The 21,012-nt window shown below is 63.7% G+C and carries 18 protein-coding genes; 9 read left to right on the forward strand and 9 right to left on the reverse strand.

Features of this window, described 5'->3' with window-relative positions:
• Nucleotides 1-38: 38 nt before the first annotated feature.
• Nucleotides 39-1,049: a Bug family tripartite tricarboxylate transporter substrate binding protein gene (locus tag WH303_RS20700; RefSeq protein ID WP_339520857.1), complete on the reverse strand. Its 1,011-nt coding sequence runs from the start codon at nt 1,047-1,049 to the stop codon at nt 39-41.
• A 61-nt stretch (nt 1,050-1,110) separates the two neighbouring features.
• Nucleotides 1,111-1,479 (reverse strand): winged helix-turn-helix transcriptional regulator, encoded by a 369-nt coding sequence (locus WH303_RS20705; RefSeq protein WP_165841233.1) that lies wholly within the window; start codon nt 1,477-1,479, stop codon nt 1,111-1,113.
• 201 nt (nt 1,480-1,680) lie between these two features.
• Here WH303_RS20705 and WH303_RS20710 point away from each other — a divergent pair, with 201 nt between their 5' ends.
• Nucleotides 1,681-2,688 carry a zinc-dependent alcohol dehydrogenase family protein gene (locus WH303_RS20710; protein ID WP_339520859.1) on the forward strand — a complete coding sequence of 336 codons (1,008 nt, stop codon included), beginning with the start codon at nt 1,681-1,683 and terminating at the stop codon, nt 2,686-2,688.
• Nucleotides 2,689-2,811: 123 nt separating this feature from the next.
• Here the strand turns inward: WH303_RS20710 and ilvD are convergent, their stop codons facing one another.
• Nucleotides 2,812-4,677, reverse strand: coding sequence for a dihydroxy-acid dehydratase (ilvD, locus tag WH303_RS20715; RefSeq protein WP_116927242.1), 1,866 nt, complete (start codon nt 4,675-4,677; stop codon nt 2,812-2,814).
• A 245-nt stretch (nt 4,678-4,922) separates the two neighbouring features.
• Nucleotides 4,923-5,165: a TIGR04438 family Trp-rich protein gene (locus WH303_RS20720; RefSeq protein WP_021027701.1), complete on the reverse strand. Its 243-nt coding sequence runs from the start codon at nt 5,163-5,165 to the stop codon at nt 4,923-4,925.
• Nucleotides 5,166-5,311: 146 nt separating this feature from the next.
• Here WH303_RS20720 and WH303_RS20725 point away from each other — a divergent pair, with 146 nt between their 5' ends.
• Nucleotides 5,312-5,617 carry a c-type cytochrome gene (locus WH303_RS20725; protein WP_021027702.1) on the forward strand — a complete coding sequence of 102 codons (306 nt, stop codon included), beginning with the start codon at nt 5,312-5,314 and terminating at the stop codon, nt 5,615-5,617.
• 94 nt (nt 5,618-5,711) lie between these two features.
• Here the strand turns inward: WH303_RS20725 and WH303_RS20730 are convergent, their stop codons facing one another.
• Nucleotides 5,712-6,176 carry a hypothetical protein gene (locus WH303_RS20730; RefSeq protein WP_021027703.1) on the reverse strand — a complete coding sequence of 155 codons (465 nt, stop codon included), beginning with the start codon at nt 6,174-6,176 and terminating at the stop codon, nt 5,712-5,714.
• Nucleotides 6,177-6,335: 159 nt separating this feature from the next.
• Nucleotides 6,336-8,336 carry an acetate--CoA ligase gene (gene acs, locus WH303_RS20735; protein ID WP_339520863.1) on the reverse strand — a complete coding sequence of 667 codons (2,001 nt, stop codon included), beginning with the start codon at nt 8,334-8,336 and terminating at the stop codon, nt 6,336-6,338.
• A gap of 322 nt (nt 8,337-8,658) precedes the next feature.
• On the opposite strand from acs, the gene WH303_RS20740 reads away from it, so the two are divergent.
• From WH303_RS20740 to WH303_RS20765, 6 genes are all read left to right on the forward strand, one after another.
• Nucleotides 8,659-9,261 carry a TIGR00645 family protein gene (locus WH303_RS20740; protein WP_027011086.1) on the forward strand — a complete coding sequence of 201 codons (603 nt, stop codon included), beginning with the start codon at nt 8,659-8,661 and terminating at the stop codon, nt 9,259-9,261.
• Nucleotides 9,262-10,110: 849 nt separating this feature from the next.
• Complete coding sequence (proV, locus tag WH303_RS20745) at nt 10,111-11,415, forward strand: glycine betaine/L-proline ABC transporter ATP-binding protein ProV (protein ID WP_339520865.1); 1,305 nt, start codon at nt 10,111-10,113, stop codon at nt 11,413-11,415.
• Nucleotides 11,412-12,701 carry a glycine betaine/L-proline ABC transporter permease ProW gene (proW, locus tag WH303_RS20750; RefSeq protein ID WP_339520867.1) on the forward strand — a complete coding sequence of 430 codons (1,290 nt, stop codon included), beginning with the start codon at nt 11,412-11,414 and terminating at the stop codon, nt 12,699-12,701. The genes proV and proW overlap by 4 nt, the downstream gene beginning before the upstream one ends.
• A gap of 162 nt (nt 12,702-12,863) precedes the next feature.
• Nucleotides 12,864-13,871 carry a glycine betaine/L-proline ABC transporter substrate-binding protein ProX gene (proX, locus tag WH303_RS20755; RefSeq protein ID WP_021027708.1) on the forward strand — a complete coding sequence of 336 codons (1,008 nt, stop codon included), beginning with the start codon at nt 12,864-12,866 and terminating at the stop codon, nt 13,869-13,871.
• Nucleotides 13,872-14,105: 234 nt separating this feature from the next.
• Nucleotides 14,106-15,119, forward strand: coding sequence for a glycine betaine/L-proline ABC transporter substrate-binding protein ProX (gene proX / locus WH303_RS20760; protein ID WP_339520870.1), 1,014 nt, complete (start codon nt 14,106-14,108; stop codon nt 15,117-15,119).
• Between the two features lie 115 nt (nt 15,120-15,234).
• Complete coding sequence (locus WH303_RS20765; protein WP_339520872.1) at nt 15,235-15,555, forward strand: YkgJ family cysteine cluster protein; 321 nt, start codon at nt 15,235-15,237, stop codon at nt 15,553-15,555.
• A gap of 40 nt (nt 15,556-15,595) precedes the next feature.
• On the opposite strand, the gene rtcA is transcribed toward WH303_RS20765, so the two are convergent.
• Genes rtcA through WH303_RS20780 form a run of 3 tightly spaced genes read right to left on the reverse strand, consistent with a single transcriptional unit; the run spans nt 15,596 to nt 18,634 of the window.
• On the reverse strand, nt 15,596-16,666 hold the full coding sequence (gene rtcA / locus WH303_RS20770) for an RNA 3'-terminal phosphate cyclase (RefSeq protein ID WP_339520874.1): 1,071 nt from the start codon (nt 16,664-16,666) through the stop codon (nt 15,596-15,598).
• Between the two features lie 51 nt (nt 16,667-16,717).
• The gene (locus WH303_RS20775) at nt 16,718-17,374 is read right to left on the reverse strand and encodes a zinc-ribbon domain containing protein (RefSeq protein WP_339520876.1); all 657 of its coding nucleotides are present in this window, start codon (nt 17,372-17,374) and stop codon (nt 16,718-16,720) included.
• 42 nt (nt 17,375-17,416) lie between these two features.
• Complete coding sequence (locus WH303_RS20780; RefSeq protein ID WP_339520878.1) at nt 17,417-18,634, reverse strand: RtcB family protein; 1,218 nt, start codon at nt 18,632-18,634, stop codon at nt 17,417-17,419.
• Between the two features lie 298 nt (nt 18,635-18,932).
• On the opposite strand from WH303_RS20780, the gene rtcR reads away from it, so the two are divergent.
• Nucleotides 18,933-20,549: an RNA repair transcriptional activator RtcR gene (gene rtcR / locus WH303_RS20785; protein WP_339520880.1), complete on the forward strand. Its 1,617-nt coding sequence runs from the start codon at nt 18,933-18,935 to the stop codon at nt 20,547-20,549.
• Nucleotides 20,550-21,012 lie beyond the last annotated feature (463 nt).

Here is a 21,012-nt window from a genome sequence, read left to right on the forward strand (position 1 = left end):
AAGCACAAATCACGCTTTACCTGCGCTTTTCAAAACGCTCAGTCCAGCACCAGCTTGCGCTGCTGCACCAGTTGCTGGATCTGGGCACGCGTATCACTGATCAGCAGCGCAAACTCTTGCGGGCTGCCGCCCATGGGCACCACACCGAGCTGATCCAGGCGCGCCTGCACGGCCGGTTGGCGCATCGCTTCTTGCGCTGCGCGGTTGAGGGTGTCGACCACGGCCGGCGGCGTGCCAGCGGGCGCCACCAGGCCAAACCAGGTGATGGCCAGGCGGTTGAGCGCGGGGTAGCCGGCCTCTGCCAAGGTCGGCACGTCCGGCAGCGCCAGCAGCCGCTGAGGTGCAGCCACGGCAAACGGAACCAGCCGCCCCGATTGCACCAGGCTGCTCGACGAGGGGTACTGGTCGCTCAGCACCTGGGTCTCGCCGGCCAGCGCACTGTTGATCACCGGGCCCTGGCCTTTGTAGGGAATATGGCGCAGGCGCACGCCCAGCGCTTCATTCATCGCCTCGGCAATCAGGTGCCCGATGGAGCCCACACCCGCCGATCCGATCGTGTAGTGCTCGGGCTTGGCGCGCAACGTAGCCACCAGGCCCTGCAGGTCGTGTACCCCCAGGCTGGGATGGGTGGAGAACACCGACGGAATCTGCGCCAGTGCCATGACCGGTGCCAGCGCTTGCAGCGGATCGCGGCGCACCGATTTGAGCATCACCGTATTGACGGCCAGAGTGCTGATGGTTCCCACGCCAACGGTGTAGCCATCGGGCTGGGCACGGGCCACCGCCTCGGCGCCAATCAGGCCGGCGGCACCGGCCTTGTTCTCCACCACCACCGGCTGGCCCAGCGGCTCGCGCATCGCATCGGCCAGCAGGCGCGCCACGATATCGGTCGAGCCGCCCGGCGCAAAAGGCACCACCAGCTTGACCGGCTGGCTCGGGTAGGCGCGCCGCTCCTGCGCTTGCGCCGTCACAGCGCCGGCCAACGCCAGGCCCAGACAAAACAGCGCGGACAGCAGCGCAAACGCGCGCAGGATGGGAAAGCGGGACATCATGGCAGGTGGGCACGCAACATCAGAGACGAGAATTATCCTCCCGAGCGGGAAACTGGAATTAGGCCGCGCAGCTGGCCTGCACGCCTGGCGCCTCGTCCTGCAGCCCTTGGGATTGCGCATAGTCCATGCCCCAGTCGCGCATCGCAATCAGCACCGGTTTGAGGCTGCGCCCCATGTCGGTCAGCGCATAGTCCACGCGCGGCGGCACCTCGGCATAGACAGTGCGCGCAACAATGCCGGCCTCTTCGAGCTCGCGCAGCTGCAGGGTCAGCATGCGCTGGGTGACATTGGGAATGGCCCGGGACAGTTCGCTAAAGCGCTTGGTGCCATGGAGCAGATGGAAAAGCACAATCGGCTTCCAGGTGCCGCCCATGACGGACAAGGTCACCTCCACCGCGCAACCACTTTTGCTGTTCAAACGCTTCATATTCTCTCCACCGAGCCAGACGACCAGGGTGCCATCCTAGCGCCAAGCCAATGCCCATGCATTGCTTACATTTTTAATACTAGACCACAAATATGTTGGTTCTGGCTTTCTGCGCCCGGCGCTTGCATGATGGCCGGGTGGCTGCGCCGTGCAGCCTTCACCGCTTTTCAACGTGATAGCAACCCAGGAAAGAGAAACGCCATGAAAGCCATACAAGTTGCCGCCCCCGGTGGCCTGGACCACCTGCAGCTGGCCGACCTGCCAGCGCCTGCCGCGCCCCGCGCCGGCGAAATCCAGGTACGCCTGCATGCCAGCTCGCTCAACTACCACGACCTGGCCATTGCCGCTGGGCGCTCGGCCACGGCCGATGGCCGCATCCCGATGGCCGATGGCGCCGGTGTGGTCACGGCCGTGGGCGAAGGCGTGACCGAGTTTGCCGTCGGCGACGCCGTGGTGTCCTGCTTTTTCCCGCTGTGGCAATCAGGCAAGCAGGTGCCCTCCACCTTTGCCACCGTGCCCGGCGATGGTGTGGACGGCTTTGCGCGCGAGCAGGTCACGATGGCCGCCACGGCCTTTACCCATGCACCCAAAGGCTATACGCATGAGGAAGCCGCCACCCTGACCACCGCTGGCCTCACGGCCTGGCGCGCTTTGGTGGTTGACGGCCGCATCGAAGCGGGGCAAACCGTGCTGGTGCTGGGCACCGGTGGCGTCTCCATCTTTGCGTTGCAACTGGCCCATGCGATGGGCGCCAAGGTGATTGCGACCACCTCCAGCGCCGCCAAGGCTGAGCGCCTGCGTGCCCTGGGCGCCGACACCGTCATCAACTACCGCGACCAGCCCGAATGGGGCGATGCGGTGCTGCAGGCCACCGGCGGTCGCGGCGCCGATATCGTCGTCGAAGTGGGCGGCCCCGGCACGCTGCCCCAGTCCATCCGCGCCTGCGCGCCTGGCGGCCATATTGCGCTGATTGGTGTGCTGACCGGCTTTGCCGGCGCTGTGCCCACCGTGGAGCTGATGCGCAAGCAGCAGACTTTGAAAGGCCTGATCGTCGGCAGCCGCGAGCAGCAGCAAGACCTGGTGCGTGCGCTCGAGCAGCTGGCGCTGCGCCCCATCATCGACAGCAGCTACCCGCTGGAGAAAATCGCCGATGCCTTTGCGCACCAGATCAGCGCCCAGCACTTTGGCAAGATCTGCCTGAGCTGGTAAATGGTGGCGGCAGGGCAAGCGCGCTGATGTCCGCGCTATTTGCCCCATCTGCCCCACTTGCCCCATGAAAAAACCGCCCCGGGCTTGCGCCTGGGGCGGTTCTTCATGGAAGGCGAAGGACGCTCAGTCCAGCAGCGAGATATCGCGCACCGCGCCTTTGTCGGCCGAGGTCACCAGTTTGGCATAGGCCTTCAAAGCGGTGGACACCTTGCGTGGACGGGGCTTGGCAGGCTTCCAGCCCAGCGCATCTTGCGCTTCGCGGCGCTTGGCAAATTCCTCGTCGCTCACCAGCGCATTGATGGTGCGGTTGGGGATGTCGATGAGGATACGGTCGCCGTTTTGCACCAGGCCGATCGCGCCGCCAGCCGCTGCCTCTGGCGAGCAGTGGCCAATCGACAGGCCCGAGGTACCACCCGAGAAGCGGCCATCGGTCAGCAGTGCGCAGGACTTGCCCAGGCCCTTGGACTTGATGTAGCTGGTCGGGTAGAGCATCTCTTGCATGCCGGGGCCGCCCTTGGGGCCTTCGTAGCGCACGATCACGACATCACCGGCCTTGACCTTGTCGCTCAGGATGTTTTCCACCGCTTCGTCCTGCGACTCGACCACATGGGCCGAGCCTTCGAACACCAGGATCGAGTCATCAACACCGGCGGTCTTGACCACACAGCCATCCAGCGCGATATTGCCGCGCAGCACGGCCAGGCCGCCTTCTTTGGAGAAGGCATGGTCGTAGGAGCGGATGCAGCCTTCGGCGCGGTCCAGATCCAGGCTGGGCCAGCGCGTGCTTTGGCTGAAAGCCACCTGGGTGGGGATGCCGGCCGGGCCCGCCATGTAGAAGGTGCGCACGGCCTCATCTTCGGTACGCACGATGTCCCACTGGTCCAGCGCGTCCTTCATGGTCTTGGCATGCACGGTCGGCACATCGGTGTGCAGCTTGCCGGCGCGGTCGAGCTCACCGAGGATGGCCATGATGCCGCCTGCGCGGTGCACGTCTTCGATGTGGTACTTGTTGGTATTGGGCGCCACCTTGCACAGCTGCGGCACGGTGCGCGACATGCGGTCGATGTCGGTCATCGTGAAATCGATGTCCGCCTCTTGCGCAATCGCCAGCAAGTGCAGGATGGTGTTGGTCGAGCCGCCCATCGCGATGTCCAAGGTCATCGCGTTCTCGAAGGCCTTGATGCCGACGGCGCGGGGCAACAGGGTCGCTTCGTCTTGCTCGTAGTAGCGCTTGGCCAGCTCCACGATCAGGCGGCCTGCGCGCTTGAACAGCTGCTCGCGGTCCGAGTGGGTGGCCACGACGGTGCCATTGCCTGGCAGGGCCAGGCCCAGCGCTTCGGCCAGGCAGTTCATCGAGTTGGCGGTGAACATGCCCGAGCAGGAGCCGCAGGTCGGGCAGGCCGAGCGCTCGACTTCGGCCACATCGGCATCGCTCACATTGCTGTCAGCGGCCATCACCATCGCATCGACCAGGTCGAGCTTCTTGATCTGGATGGTCTTGCTGCCGTCAGCCGCCGGCACGGCCAGGCGCACCTTGCCCGCTTCCATCGGGCCGCCCGAGACAAACACCACGGGGATATTGAGGCGCATCGCAGCCATCAGCATGCCGGGGGTGATCTTGTCGCAGTTGGAGATGCAGACCATGGCATCGGCGCAGTGCGCGTTGACCATGTATTCGACCGAATCGGCAATCACTTCGCGGCTGGGCAGCGAGTACAGCATGCCGTCATGGCCCATCGCAATGCCGTCATCGACGGCAATGGTGTTGAACTCCTTGGCCACGCCGCCTGCCGCTTCGATCTCGCGGGCGACGAGCTGGCCCAGGTCCTTCAAGTGCACATGGCCCGGAACGAACTGGGTAAAGGAGTTGACCACCGCAATGATGGGCTTGGAGAAATCGTCGTCTTTCATGCCGGTGGCACGCCACAAGGAGCGGGCCCCAGCCATGTTGCGACCGGCGGTAGAGGTTTTGGAACGGTATGCGGGCATCGTGGTGTACGAATCAGTAAACAATAAGAATGCGGCCTGTCTTGCATAGTGCGGGCCTGGATATACGCCAGGGCCAGCGGGCAAGTTGGCGAGAACCTCTTGAGTGCACGCCGATGTGAGCGATGATTATCGCGCAGCTGGGCAAATGACGGAGACACTCGGGTTCCAGCCAGTAATGGTCGTAGGGGCAGCGGGCGGGCAGAAAAAAACCGCCTCGTCGGCGGTTGGTGCTCCAGCAGCCGCTGTCAGCGGCGCCGGCGGGCCGATTGGCCCAGCGCTTCTTTGGATTTCTGCAGGCGGCGCTCTTTTTTCAGCACCTCCTGCTCCATCGCCTTGCGCTTGGTGTAGCCCGACCAGTCGGCCCAGGCCCACCACAGCGCAGCCAGGCCAAAAGGGGCCAGCACGGCAGTCCAGGACCAGGCCGCCACCGGGCCTATCTCCAGGTACTTCAACAACAGCAGAATGATCCCCAGGATCAGAAAATACATGGTCTCTCCATCCGCTTTGGCCCCTTGTATGTCGGTGGCGTAAAGCCCGTAAAGAATGCGAACTTGTGGAACATCCTGGCGCCCCCGCAGTCCTATGCAGCGAGCCATTAGAATTAATGTACCTCATGCGCTAAGGAGATAACACGATGAACCGTATTCTGATTGCCACGGCACTGGCCTTGTCGGCCAGCGCACCTGCGTGGGCTGATCAGGCATTGGCCCAATCCAAGAACTGCATGGCTTGCCATTCGGTCGACAAGAAAGTAGTGGGCCCCGCATTCAAAGATATTGGCGCCAAGTTTGCAGGCCAGCCCGGCGCATCCAACATGCTGGCCCAGAAGATCATCAAGGGCAGCGCCGGCGTCTGGGGCCCCGTGCCCATGCCCGCCAACACCCAGGTCAGCGAAGCCGATGCCAAGAAACTGGCCGACTGGGTGCTGACCCTCAAGTAAAGAGCGCCTCGCATGCAGGTCGGGCCTGCCGGCCCACTCCCATGAAAAAACCACCTCGCGAGGTGGTTTTTTGCTGGCTGCGCAAGTGCGTCCTTCAGAACGTATTGCGCGGCGGCTCGACATGGCGCATGCGGTCTTCAATCTGGCCCAGGTAAGCGGCATTGCTGTTGTCCGACTCCTGGGCACGGGCCACCAGGTGAGCTTCCAGCTCTGCCAGGCGGGCCAGCAATGCCGACTGGCCAGCGGCGTGCTGGCTCTCCAGCACCTGGCGCAGCTCGGTAAAGCGTGAAGCCTCGGCCTTGTCGGCCAGCTCGCGCTGGGCCGTCATCTCCTTGTTGTGGCGGCGCGCCTCCAGCATGACCGATCCCTGCAAGGACAGCACATAGGCGATGAAGATGACGCACAGCAGCACCGTCAGCGCCAGCATCAGCACACCGAGCGGGGCGTGGATGGTGGTCAGGCCCAGGTTGACCTCGGACGGGGTGGACAGCACCTCCCAGTTAAGGGCCGCCAGGCCGCCGATGAGCACGGCGATGATGAGAAGAAGAATGCTGCGCATAGTCGATTTTGATGGCAATAGTGGAACGCATAGACCATAGCACGGTCCATGCACCAGCGCTTGTCAGCCAATGCTGGCAATTTCTCACCGGTTCTTCAGCTTTAACAACAGCTTGGCGCGCTGGAAGGCTCCAGCGCGCCATTTGTTGACATTTACCGGTCAGTGCGTATCGGACAGCTGGTCGAGGATCGCCGGGTTCTCCAGGGTGGAGGTGTCCTGCGTGATCGCCTCGCCCTTGGCGATCGAGCGCAACAGCCGGCGCATGATCTTGCCCGAGCGCGTCTTGGGCAGGTTGTCGCCAAAGCGGATGTCCTTGGGCTTGGCGATCGGGCCGATCTCCTTGGCCACCCAGTCGCGCAACTCCTTGGCAATCTGCTTGGCTTCGTCACCGGTGGGGCGTGAGCGCTTGAGCACCACAAAGGCGCAGATCGCCTCGCCCGTCATGTCATCGGGCCGGCCCACGACGGCCGCCTCGGCCACCAGGTCGGTCTTGGCGACCAAGGCCGACTCGATCTCCATCGTGCCCATGCGGTGGCCCGAGACGTTCAGCACATCGTCGATGCGGCCGGTGATGCGGAAGTAGCCGGTCTTGGCATCGCGCACCGCGCCGTCGCCGGCCAGGTAGATGCTGCCGCCCATCTCTTCGGGGAAATAGGCTTTCTTGAAGCGCTCGGGGTCGTTCCAGATCGTGCGGATCATCGACGGCCAGGGCTTGCTGATCACGAGGATACCGCCGGTGCCGTTGGGCAGCTCCTTGCCGGTCTCATCGACGATCTGGGCCATGATGCCCGGCAGCGGCAGGGTGCAGGAGCCCGGCACCAGCGGCGTCGCACCCGGCAGCGGCGTGATCACATGGCCGCCGTTTTCCGTCTGCCAGAAGGTATCGACAATCGGGCAGCGCTCGCCGCCGATGTTCCGGTAGTACCACATCCAGGCTTCGGGGTTGATGGGCTCGCCCACCGATCCGAGAATGCGCAGGCTGCTGAGGTTCCAGTTGCGAGGATGTACCTTGTCGTCCGAGTCAGCCGCCTTGATCAGCGAGCGGATCGCCGTGGGGGCGGTGTAGAAGATCGACACGCCATGGCGCTCGATCATCTGCCAGAAGCGCCCGGCATTGGGGAAGGTCGGCACGCCCTCGAACACCACCTGGGTCGCTCCAGCGGCCAGCGGGCCGTAGGCAATATAGGTGTGGCCGGTGATCCAGCCGATATCGGCCGTGCACCAGAACACATCGCTGGGCTTCAGATCAAAGGTCCACTCCATCGTCATCTTGGCCCAGAGCACATAGCCGCCGCTGGCGTGCTGTACGCCCTTGGGCTTGCCGGTGGAGCCGCTGGTGTACAGGATGAAGAGCGGATGCTCGGCATTCACCGGCACCGGCGCGCATTCCGTGCTCTGGCCGGCCAGCGCCTCGCCAAAGCTCACATCCCGGCCGTCGACCTTGTTCCAGGCCGTCTGGGTGCGCTCAAACACCAGCACTTTCTTGACGGTGTCGCAGCCCCCCATGGCCAGCGCGTCGTCGACAATCGCCTTCAGCGGCAGCTCCTTGCCGCCGCGCATCTGGTAGTTGGCGGTGATGATCAGCACCGCGCCGGCATCGATGACGCGTTCATTGACCGCCTTGGCCGAGAAGCCGCCAAACACCACCGAGTGGGTCGCGCCAATGCGCGCGCAGGCCTGCATCGCCACAATGCCCTCGACGGTCATCGGCATATAGATGAGGACCCGGTCCCCCTTTTGCACGCCCTGGGCCTTGAGCGCATTGGCAAAGGCGCTGACCTTGTCCAGCAGCTCGCGGTAAGTGATCTTGGTCACTTGGCCATCATCGGCTTCGAAAATGATCGCTGTCTTGTTCTCCACCGGCGTGCCGATGTGCTTGTCCAGGCAGTTGGCGCTGACGTTCAGCTCGCCATCCTGGAACCACTTGAAGAACGGTGGATTGCTCTGGTCCAGCACCTCGGTGAAGGGCTTGGTCCACTGCACATGCTCGCGGGCACGTTGGACCCAAAAACCTTCAAAGTCGGACTCGGCCTCGGCGCACAGCGCCTGGTAGGCCTCCATGCTGCCGACGCGGGCCGTGGCAGACAGGCTGGCGGGTGGGGGAAATACGCGGTTTTCGACCAGAACGGATTCAATGGTTCCTTGGGCTGGGGCTGTCATGGGTGGGTCTCCTTTGCAAACATTGTAGGTATGAAAATCGCTGCTACTGTGGACCGGCGCACTTACAGGCATCTGACAAGGCAGCACTGGCTGCCACCGCTTGCGATAGACAAAACCAACCACCCGATCCGGGCGAGGAATTTTCCCAATCGCCACACTGCAGACGCAGGGCGCTGGCTACAATGCGCGACGCTCTTTTTAGCGGCATTTCCGCACGCGCTGAGCCAGCATCCAGACAGGCTGGCACGGACCTCAGCGATGGACGGCCGAAACACAGATTCCAAACCTGCTGCAGGGCACTCTCTCCACTACCCCCTCCACCATGTCTCTCCCTCAAAATGCTCCTTTGCGCCCCTTGCCGGCGCTGATTTTTGCCAGCCGCTGGCTGCAACTGCCGCTCTACCTGGGCCTGATCGTTGCCCAGCTGGTGTATGTCTGGCATTTCCTGGTCGAGCTGCTGCACCTGGTTGAAGCGGCCTTTGGCAGTGATACCGCGCTGCGCATCCTCGTCACCTCGGTGGGCTACTCGCCCGACGTCCAGATCACGGCGCTCAACGAGACCATCATCATGCTGGTGGTGCTGGGCCTCATCGATGTGGTGATGATCTCCAACCTGCTGATCATGGTGATCGTCGGCGGCTACGAGACCTTTGTCAGCCGCATGCACCTCAACCGCCACCCGGACCAGCCCGAATGGCTGGGCCATGTGAACGCCTCGGTGCTCAAGGTCAAGCTGGGCCTGTCCATCATCGGCATCAGCTCCATTCACCTGCTCAAGACCTTTATCAATGCGCCCAATTACAGCGAGAAGGTGCTGATGTGGCAGACCATCATCCATGTGGTCTTCCTGCTGTCTGCGCTGGCCATCGCCTGGACCGACCGCATCCTGCACCCCGCTGGCCCTGCGCACAAGGACAGCCACTGATCCAGCAGCCGCTAAGCGCCCCCTCCAGCCCCGCCCCGTGCGGGGCTTTTTCATGGGCGCTTGGGTGATCCTTATCGGCGAAAAATTCCTACATGGCAGTCCTTGGTTTTCAGATATCAGTAGTCATTTACCCTTAAAAGACAGCATCCACAGCACAAGCAACGCGATCGGTGCGCAATTGCCAAAATTGGGGTCTTTTCTGCATTGGCTTCGCATAAAATTGAAACTAGATGTTTCCTTCTCATGCAAAGCCCTGACCGCTTGATCCGACCATATTTGGTTTTTTATTGCTATTAAAAAAGTAGCAAAACAGAAATCAGATGCTGCAAATGGCCGCGTTGAGCGCTAAATTCGCCCGGATGAAACCCGCTTTTTTTGACTTCTATATTTCCAATACGTATACTTAAGGGATGTTTTACAACCTGCAACGCAGGTAATCCGTGCCTTTCTGACAGGTGCGGATCGTCTCCGTCGGGTCTTTGGCGCCACGCCAAAGTCCGTCAACAGGCCGGAATATTCCCGGCCCTGATGCCCCGGCGTGGTGGCCTTTTTACAGTGTCCGCCGCGCTCGCGTGATTGAAACGATCGGGTTTCAATGCGCACGAGAGACCCTGTACCTGGCTCGACCCTGGAGCCCATCGCTGCTGGCATGCACGCCCGGTACAGGCAGAAATTGTTGGTCACATTGCGTGTCCTGCCCACCCCACGAGGGCTTGCCATGGTTGTCGCTTCGACAGCCAGGCGCAGCTATCGGCATCAGGGTTGAGAGATTGACGGTCCCGTGCTGGACGACGCCCTTCAGGGGCGTCTTCAGCGTTGTAGCCACTACAACTTAGGGAGGAGCCACACATGGCCAAACAAATCCGTATCGAGCACGTCTTCAAGGTGTTCGGAGATTCCCCAAAAGCCGCGCTCGAGCTGGTGCGCAAAGGCGCCACCAAGCAAGAAGTCATGGAGAAGACCGGCAACTCCATCGGCGTATTTGACGCCAACTTCACCATCGAAGCCGGTGAGATCTTTGTCGTCATGGGCCTGTCGGGCTCGGGCAAGTCCACCCTGGTGCGCATGCTCAACCGCCTGATCGAGCCCACCAGCGGCGCCATCGTCGTCGATGACCAGGACATCAACCAGCTGTCGGACAGCAAGCTGCGCGCACTGCGCCGCAAGGACATCTCGATGGTGTTCCAGTCCTTTGCGCTGATGCCCCACCTCACCGTGGTCGAGAACACCGCGTTCGGCCTGGAGCTGGCCGGCGTGGCCCGCGAAGAGCGCCTGACCGCTGCCGAGCAAGCGCTCGAGCAGGTGGGCCTGGCCGGCTGGGGCGCAAGCTACCCCGATGAGCTGTCTGGCGGCATGCAGCAGCGCGTGGGCCTGGCCCGTGCGCTGGCATCGGACCCCTCGATCCTGCTGATGGACGAGGCCTTCTCGGCGCTCGACCCGATCATCCGCACCGAAATGCAGTCCGAGCTGATGCGCCTGCAGGAGATCAAGCGCCGCACCATCGTCTTCATCTCGCACGACCTGGACGAAGCGATGCGCATTGGCGACCGCATTGCCATCATGAAGGACGGCATGGTCCAGCAGGTCGGCACGCCCGATGACATTCTGCGCAACCCTGCCAACGACTATGTGCGCGCCTTTATCCAGGGCGTGGATGCCGCAGCCGTCTTCAAGGCCGCCGATATCGCGCGCCGTGGCATCACCATCGTCAAGGAAAGCGACCAGCGCGGTGCGCGCGCCGCAATGCAACTGCTGCAGGACGAGGACCGGGATTTCGCCTATGTGGTCTCGCCCCGCAAGCAGTACCTGGGTACGGTCTCGACCGAATCCCTGCGCAATGCCTTGAAGGGCCATGTCGGCCCGTTGGGTCTGCAGCATGCCTACCTGGACAAGGTCGAGCCCATTGCCGAAGACGCGCTGGTGGCCGATCTGTTTGGCCAGGTTGCGCAGGCACCCTGCCCGCTGCCGGTGCTGCGTGCCGATGGCCGCTTTGTCGGCGCGATCAGCAAGAACACCCTGCTGCGCTTCCTGGACCGCGACACGCCGCCGGTGCCGCCGACCGACCCTGCGGTGATCGCCATGCAAGCGGCCACCGAGGCCGCTGCCGCTGACGCCGCCAATACCGACAACAACGACAACAGGAGTGCCGCATGAGTACCGACAACACGCTGACCATCGCCCAGAACACTGCTGCGGCCGACCCCTGGGCCGATACCGCATCGACCAGCTCGAGTGCGGCCACCGCATGGACCGCCACCGACGCTACGGACGCCGCTGCAGCACCCACCCAGGCCGCACCGGTGGACGACCCCTGGGTTGCCGTGGGCAATGTCTCGGGCAACACCGACTGGCTGGGCGGCCCCGACGCCGTGGGCCAGACTGCGGACGCCGCCCAGGCTGCCGCGCAGCATGCGCAGGCCGCCCATGACAGCGGCTTCCACCTGAGCCAGCTCTGGGACGGCAGCCTGCCGGTGCAGGACTGGATCAACAGCGGCCTGACCTGGGTGGTGGCCAATTTCCGCCCCTTCTTCCAGACCGTGCGCGCGCCGATTGACGCCACGCTCACCGGTGTGGAGCATTTTCTGACCGCCATCCCGATGCTGGCAATGGTGGCGATCCTGGCGCTGATCGCCTGGCAATTTGCCGGCGGCGCCCTGGCCATTGGGGCCGTGGTATCGCTGCTGATCATCGGCATGCTGGGCATCTGGCACGAGGCCATGGTCACCCTGTCGCTGGTGCTGACCTCGCTGGCCTTCTGCATCATCATCGGTCTGCCGCTGGGCATCTTGCTGGCCAGCAGCGACCGGGCACAGAAGTTCTTCCGTCCGGTGCTGGACGCCATGCAGACCACCCCGGCCTTCGTCTACCTGGTGCCGGTGGTGATGCTGTTTGGCATTGGCAATGTGCCAGGCGTCGTGGTGACCATCGTGTTTGCGCTGCCACCGCTGGTGCGCCTGACCAACCTGGGTATCCGCCAGGTACGCCCTGACCTGATCGAGGCGAGCCGTGCCTATGGCGCCTCGCCTCTGCAATTGCTGTGGAAGGTGCAGCTGCCGCTGTCCATGCCCTCGATCATGGCCGGTATCAACCAGTCGCTGATGCTGTCGCTGTCGATGGTGGTGATTGCCTCGATGATCGCCGTGGGCGGCCTGGGCCAGATGGTGCTGCGCGGTATTGGCCGCCTGGACATGGGCCTGGCCACTGTTGGCGGCCTGGGCATTGTGCTGCTGGCTATTTTGCTCGACCGCATCACCCAGGCCATGGGCCAGCCACGCCGTGGCGTGCGCCACTGGTGGCAGACCGGCCCGGCCGGCCTCATCGCCCGCGCCCTGCACAAGCCAGAAGCCAGCCCTGCGTCCAAGCCCCTGCCCCAGGCAGCGGCCCAAAAGCAGGCACAGGCACCCACGCAGCCCGGCCAGGACGCCGTGCCTGCCGCCTAAGCCCAGCCAGGGCAGCCGCCACCGCCCGCTGCCCTGCCCACTCGCTTGGCCCCATTTGCACATTGATCGGCGGCGCGCACTGCGCCCGCGCCGAACCCCTAACAAGGAGCATCCATGACATCCACCCCCCATTCCTGGCAGGCCTTCGCGGCCCCCACCCGCATGGTCAAAAGCCTGCTGACCACCAGCCTGCTGGCCGCTGGCCTGGCCGCCGCCGGCCATGCTGTGGCCCAGGACCTGCCCGGCAAGGGCATCAAGGTCCAGCCGCTGCAAAGCTCGATCGCCGAAGAGACCTTCCAGACCCTGCTGGTCAACAAGGCCATGCAAAAGCTCGGCTATGACGTGCAGCCCATCCGGGAAGTGGAATACGCCACCGCCCACGTGGCGATCGGCAACGGCGACGCCACCTACATGGCCGACCACTGGGATCCGCTGCAGGCCGACTTCTACAAGAATGCCGGCGGCGCCGACAAGCTCTACCGCGAAGGCGAGTACTCGACCAGTGCCGTGCAGGGCTACCTGATCGACAAGAAGACCGCCGACGAGCACAAGATCACCAATATCGAGCAGCTCAAGGACCCCAAGATCGCCAAGCTGTTTGACACCGATGGGGACGGCAAGGCCGACCTGACCGGCTGCACCCCCGGCTGGGGCTGCGAGGGCGCGATCGAGCACCAGCTGACGGCCTACAAGCTGCGCGACACCGTCACCCATGTGCAAGGCACCTATGCCGCGCTGATGGCCGACACCATCGCCCGCTACAAGTCCGGCAAGCCCATCTTCTACTACACCTGGACGCCGTACTGGGTCAGCGCCGAGCTGCGCCCTGGCCGTGATGTCGTCTGGCTGCAAGTGCCGTTCACCGCACTGCCCGGCAACCAGGCCGATCTGAAGACTGCGCTGCCCAACGGCAAGAACTACGGCTTCCCGCTCAACACCCAGAAGATCGTCGCCAACAAGAAGTTTGCCGAAGCCAACCCCGCTGCCGCCAAGCTGTTTGCAATCATGAAGCTGCCGGTCGCGGACATCAACGCGCAGAACCTGGCGATGAAGGACGGCCAGAACAAGCCTGCCGATATCGAGCGCCATGCCGACGGCTGGATCAAGGCCCACCAGGCCGAGTTTGACGGCTGGATCAAGACGGCGCTGGACGCCGCCAAGGCGCAATAAGCCTGCCTGCAGCACGAGCCCGGCAGGACCTTGCCGGGCCGGCGCCTTCCCCCCAGGGCATGCCGCCATGCCCACCGCTGCAGCGCCAGCGCTGCGCAGCCCCAAGCCCCCCGCAAGCTGCAAACAGACCAGGCGGCACCACCGGCCGGGCCGGGCGCAGTCTTGTCCCAGGGCTGCCCATGTTCCCTCTCGGTGCACATCGGGTGCATCGCGTATCCATCCAAGGAGAAGACCATGACTGATAAAAACCGCCTCAATCGCCCCATCCACCTGGCCTGCGCCGCCGCCATCGCGCTGATGGCCTGGGGCCCCGTCGCCCAGGCGCAAGACCTGCCCGGCAAGGGCAAGGATGTGCTGCCGCTGCTGGGCACCGTGGACGAGGAGATGTTCCAAACCCTGATCGTCTCGCGCGCGCTGGAAAAGCTCGGCTACACCGTCAAGGACCCCAAGGGACTGGAGAACGGCACCGAGCACGTGGTCGTCGGCCAGGGCGATGCCACCTTTATGGCAAACCACTGGATTCCGCTGCACCAGGAGTTCTATGAGCGCAATGGCGGCGCCAAGGTCTTCTACCGCGAAGGCATGTTCTCGACCAATGCGGCGCAGGGCTACCTGATCGACAAGGCCACGGCCGAGAAGTACAAGATCACCGACATCATGCAGCTCAAGGACCCCAAGATCGCCAAGCTGTTTGACACCGATGGCGACGGCAAGGCCGATCTGACCGGCTGCAACCCCGGCTGGGGCTGCGAGCTGGCGATCAACAAGCACCTCAAGGGCCTGGGCCTGGAAGGCAGCGTGACCCACCGCCAGGGCAACTATGCGGCGCTGATTGCCGACACCATCGCCCGCTACCAATCGGGCAAGCCAGTGCTCTACTATGTCTGGACCCCCTACTGGGTCAACGGCGTGCTCAAGCCCGGCCAGGATGTCGTCTGGCTGCAGGTGCCCAACATCCCCAATGCCAAGGGCGATGACGACACGCGCCTGCCCAACGGCAAGAACTATGGCTTCAAGGTGAACAACCAGTACATCCTCGCGAACAAGAAATGGACCGACGCCAACCCGGCCGCCGCCAAGCTGTTTGCACTGATGCAGGTGCCCATCGAGGACATCACAGCCCAGAACCTGCTGATGCGCAATGGCGAAAACAAGACCGCCGATATCCAGCGCCATGCCGACACCTGGATCAAGAACCACCAGGCCAAGTTTGACGGCTGGATCAAGCAAGCGCTGGCCGCCAAGTAAACCTGGCGCCTTCTGCACCGCAGCCCGAGCCCGCTCACCCAGCGGGCTTTTTTGTGGCGTTCTGCGGCGCAAAACTACAATACCGGCCAAACAACGCCCACGCCCCCCACGCCCGATGACCCACCCCTGCCTCAGTTGCGGCGCCTGCTGCGCCAGCTTTCGCGTTGATTTTTCCGTCCATGAATGCGACAGCAACGGCGGCCGCGTGCCCTCGGGCCTGGCCGAAGAGGTCAACGACTCGACCTGCCGCATGCGCGGCACCGACTATGCCCGCCCACGCTGCGCGGCCTTGACCGGCAGCATCGGCCAGCAAGCCGCTTGCGGCATTTATGAGTGGCGCCCCTCGCCCTGCCGGGAGTTTGCCGCCGGCAGCGAGGCCTGCAACAAGGCCCGCCTGCGCCATGGCATGCAGGCGCTGGAAGGCGGGCTGTACTAGCCAGCCCTCCCACCGCCCCGTGCGTTGCGCTACAGCGGTGCTAGAGCGGAGCAATCCGCACCACTGGCGCGCTGGCTGTCTCGATGGACATGCGCAGCGGCAGAAACTGCGCAATCACTGCCATATTGCTGTGCAGGTGCGCGCTGGCCTCGCTGCAGCTGAAGGCCGCGGGCTGGCCGCTTTGCCACACGGCCAGCGCCTGCAGCAGCAAGAGCTGGTCGGCCAGGTAGGCGCAGACAGCGGCATCGGGCTTTTTCTGGTAATCGCGCAGATCCTGGCAGAGCTTGCGTGCCACTGCTTCGGACGATACGCCGTGCGCCCCCAGGCACCAGAACAGCTCGGTGACATGGTCATAGCGCAAGGTGGCCTGCAGCAGATTGCCTGGGCCTTCCTCCTGGCCCACCGGCAGCAGCTCCATCGCGCGCCGGTCCCAACCGGTCAGCCGCGCCAGCTCATCGAACTCGCGCATCGCCACGCCGCGCGGCACGGCCGCGCAGACCGCCTCCACCGACACATGCTGCAGCATGCCGCGCGCCAGCAGGTCAAAAGGCTGCAGGCCCTGCGCTGCCGGGATGATGCAGGCCAGCGCCTCGCCACCGCCCGCCGGGTAAAAGCCAAAGCGGCGCAGCCGCAGGTCCAGCCCTGCCCCCATGCGTGCCACCAAGGGTGCATAGGCGCGCTCGATGAAATGGAAGTTCGGCGCCAGCGGGTTGTGGGTGCCGCCCGCCAGCTGCACCGTGCTCGCGCCATCAGCCATCAGCAGCGCCGGCAGCACCGTCTGCAGCACCAGCATGGCGCTGCCCGCGCCCGAGATCGGGAAGCGGTAGTCCCCGGCCTTGAGCGTCGCAGGCGCAAACTGCAGCTCCGTCACGCCCGCAGCGATGGGCGACAGCTGTGCCTCGCTGATGGTCTGCGCCGCCTGCACGCAGGCCAGGTGCTGACGCATCAGGCCGGGCTTGGAGCGCTTGGCCCGGATGCTGTGCATCGCCAGCGGCCTTTGCGTAATGACCGACAGCGCCAGCGCCGTGCGCAGCATCTGGCCGCCGCCTTCGCCTTGCGAGCCGTCGATCTCGACCAGCCCCTTTTCTATCCATTGGCTTGCGGTTTGCATTGGAATCGTTTCCCTCTCACTGTTTTCTTCTTCTAATTGACCTGCGCTGGCTCAGTGGCCGGACAGCGCAGCGCCCATGGTGACGCGCGGATAGCTTACTACTCGGCAGACGCGATGCACACCGGGACGCAGCTCCACCTGGCGTCGCAAGATGCGGTCGATACGCGGCGCCCAGCTGCGCTCCAGGCTCAGCGCCTCCAGCTGCGCATGCGCTGGCTTGTCACCAAACTGCACCCACCACCAGGCGAGGGCCTGCGCTGCCAGGCTGCGCAGATCCGGCGCCTTGGCCTGCAAGGCCGCATGCACACGGGCACGGGCAGACGCATCGGGGCGGGCACGCCATAGCGCACGCAAGGCTGCCATCTCCGCCGCATCACAATGGCTTTGGCGCCAGGCGCGGTGCCGGGTACGGCAGTCCTTGCAGCGGCTGGCACTGGCATACAAGTTGCCTTGCACTTGCTCATACCACCATTTCTGGTCCTGCGCGGTCCAGACACAGGCGGCGCCGCAATCACAACAGCGGTAGCTGATATCCATGTAGTAACTCACATGGCAAACAGATTGCCCATGGATCAGGGCCAGAAGCTGCGTATCTGCAGCCAAGGCTGCATGCGGCATGGCCGGCAGCAGGGCCGCTTTGCGCTGCTGCTCCATACGGGCCCAACGGCGCTGCTTGATCTCTGTCTTGCGCTGCTTATTGCTCTTCATCACCCTTCTCCTCAGGGTTGCGGCCCCATGGCCGCCCCTTGTCTATCCCTTCACACACACCACCTGCTTGAGCGTGTACACCACCTCCACCAGGTCACTCTGCGCCGCCATCACCGCGTCGATGTCCTTGTAGGCCATGGGGATCTCGTCGATCACCTCGGCGTCCTTGCGGCATTCCACGCCTTCGGTGGCGCGCTTCTGGTCCTCAACGGTGAACAGCTTCTTGGCCTTGGTGCGGCTCATCGTGCGACCAGCACCGTGGCTGCAGCTGTTGAAGCTCTCGGGGTTGCCCTTACCGCGCACGATAAAACTCTTGGCCCCCATGCTCCCCGGGATGATGCCCAGCTCACCTTGGCGGGCGCTCACGGCGCCCTTGCGGGTCACAAACACCTCCTGGCCAAAGTGCGTCTCGCGTTGCACATAGTTGTGGTGGCAGTTCACGGCCTCCAGGTGCGTCTCGAAGGGCTTGGTGATCACTTTCTTGAGCGCGTGGATCACGCGGACCATCATCACCTCACGGTTGGCACGCGCAAACTTCTGCGCCCAACCCACCGCTTTGACATAGTCGCCAAAGTAGGCCGCGCCTTCTTCAAAGTAGGCCAGGTCCTTATCGGGCAGATTGCGCTGGTGCAGCTCGGCATCCTTCTTGGCCAGCTCGATAAAGTGGGTGCCAATGGCATTCCCCACACCGCGCGAGCCCGAGTGCAGCATGATCCAAACGGCTTGGTTCTCGTCCAGGCACACCTCGATAAAGTGGTTACCAGAGCCCAGGGTTCCCAGGTGCTTGTAGTTGTTGGTGTTCTTGATGCGCGGGTGCGCCTCGCAGATCTCCTCGAACTCTTTGACCAGCACCGTCCAGGCGGCATCGGTTTCCTCAGGCGGCGTCTCCCAGCTTCCCTTGTCGCGGCCATAGCGCTTGGGCGTCATACCCACCGGCACCGCCCGCTCGATCGCAGCGCGGATCGGCGCCAGGTTGTCGGGCAGATCGCTGGCCGTCAACGTGGTCTTGCAAGCCATCATTCCGCAACCCAGGTCCACCCCCACCGCCGCCGGGATGATGGCCTTCAGCGTAGGCACCACCGAGCCGATCGTGGCACCAATCCCCAAGTGCACATCAGGCATCACCGCCACGTGCTTGAACACCACCGGCAGGCGCGAGATATTGGCCAGCTGGTTCTGCGCTTCGGCCTCGACCGGCACGCCATTGGTCCACATCTTGATCGGCACGCCATTGGGCACTTGTCGTTGTTCGTAGGTCATGTTGTTCCCTGTTCTTTCTTCTGTATCTGTGCGGGCTCGCGCAGTTGCGTCCTGGCCCCGTCCGGTGGGAAAGCAGGATCCTCGCCCTGCTTTCCCCGACTCACGCCACGTGGCGCTTGCCATCTTATTTGCCAGAAGTGTGCCAACTATGCGCCGTCGCTAAAATTTATCATCAAGCTGTTGAATAAAATGGAATTTTTTCAAAACTTCGTTTTAGACATGCAATAAAAATTTTTAGAAATGTATTGATTTAGCTAGTCATACTAGAATTTAAGCTAATTCATTTGATTCCATCTCTATGAAACCCATCACCGTCATCGGCTTCCTCGGCACCCAGCTCGACAGCGGGCGCGGCGCAGGCCGCTGGAGCAAATGGCGCCCCTCGGTCGCGGTTACCCAGCATGAAGACATGGTGGTGGCCCGCATGGAGCTGCTCTACACGCGCTCGCATGTGGACCTGGCCCGGCTGGTGCAAAAGGACATCGCCACGGTCAGCCCCGAGACCGAAGTCCATCTGGTGGAGCTGCCGATCCGCGACCCCTGGGACTTTGAGGAGGTTTATGGCGCACTCTACGACTGGACCAGCAGCTACCCCTTCGACAGCGACCAGGCCCAGTACTGGCTCAACATCACCACCGGCACCCATGTGGCGCAGATCTGTCTGTTCCTGCTGGCGGAATCACGCGCGATACCCGGCGTGATCCTGCAGGCCTCACCGCCCAAGCGGCAGATCGATGGCGCGGCGGGCAACTATGCGCTGATCGATCTGGACCTGTCGCGCTACGACGCGCTGGCCACCCGCCATGCGCAGGCCCAGCAGGATGCGGTCGCTTTTTTGAAGAGCCATATCCCCACCCGCAACCCGCGCTTCAACCAATTGATTGCCGAGATCGAACAGGTGGCAGGCCGCTCCCAGGCCCCCATGCTGCTGGTGGGCCCGACGGGCGCGGGCAAGTCCTTTCTGGCGCGCCGCATGTACGAGCTGAAAAAGGCGCGCCACCAGATCAGCGGTGCCTTTGTCGAAGTGAACTGCGCCACCTTGCGCGGCGACAGCGCCGCCAGCACCTTGTTTGGCCACAAGAAAGGGGCGTTCACCGGCGCCGCCACCGAGCGCGCCGGCCTGCTGCGCACAGCAGACCAGGGCCTGCTCTTTCTCGACGAAATCGGCGAGCTGGGCGCCGACGAGCAGGCCATGCTGCTGATGGCCATCGAGGAAAAGCGCTTCTATCCCATGGGCTCGGACAAGGAAGTGAGCAGCGACTTCCAGCTGATAGCCGGCACCAACCGCGATCTGCGCCTGGAAGTCAGCGCCGGCCGCTTTCGCGAAGACCTGTTTGCCCGCATCAACCTCTGGACCTACAACCTGCCCGGCCTGGCCCAGCGCAGCGAAGACATCGAGCCCAATATCGACCACCTGCTGGTGCAGCACGCCCAGCAAACCCACCGCACCGAACGCTTCAACGCCGAAGCGCGCAAACGCTACTTGCAGTTCGCCCAGAGCCCGCAAGCCCTTTGGAGCGGCAACTTCCGGGATCTGCATGCCAGCGTGACGCGGCTGGCTACGCTGTCGACCAGTGGCCGCATCACCGAGGACCAGGTGGAGGCGGAGATTGGTCGGCTGCAGTGGCTGTGGCAGCGGCCGGAGGCTGTGGCTTCGTCTGTCGGTGGTTCTGCTGAAGTGGCGTTGGAGGCCTTGTTGCCTGGAGATGCCATTGAGGCGATGGATTTGTTTGACCGGATGCAGTTGGCGGCGGTGGTGGGGGTGTGTCGTGCCTCTGGCAGTTTGTCGGAGGCGGGGCGGCAGTTGTTTCAGGCTTCGCGGGCGCAGCGGGCGGTGGTGAATGATGCAGATCGGTTGCGCAAGTATTTGCAGAAATTTGGGTTGAATTGGGATGTGGTTTGTTCTGCTCGTTGAGCTGGATGCTCTGCTTTATTGACACTTTTTAGCGACTGCTGTTTGGTTGAATTTTGCTGGCCGGATTTCGCTCGATGGGCGATTTCTGCGCTCGGCCCACAACTGACAGAGTGCAGCTCTTGCTTATGCATATGCCTGCGGCGCTACTTAGTTTTGCTGGCCGGAGTTCGCCCGCCGGAGCGAGACCCGGCCAGCTGCCCTACGCAGTAGTAAGCAGATCCGATAAACAAGCACAACGGCCAGCCGACCAGAAAAAGACAGCATCCTCCACCATCAACGAAGCTATCCCTAATCCCCCCTTTTGCATGCGCCTGGGGCGTGGGGGGGGGGGGGGGGGGGGGGGGGGGGGGGGGGGGGGGGGGGGGGGGGGGGGGGGGGGGGGGGGGGGGGGGGGGGGGGGGGGGGGGGGGGGGGGGGGGGGGGGGGGGGGGGGGGGGGGGGGGGGGGGGGGGGGGGGGGGGGG

The sequence above is a fragment of the Comamonas sp. MYb69 genome (assembly GCF_037479315.1).
GTDB lineage: Bacteria > Pseudomonadota > Gammaproteobacteria > Burkholderiales > Burkholderiaceae_C > Comamonas.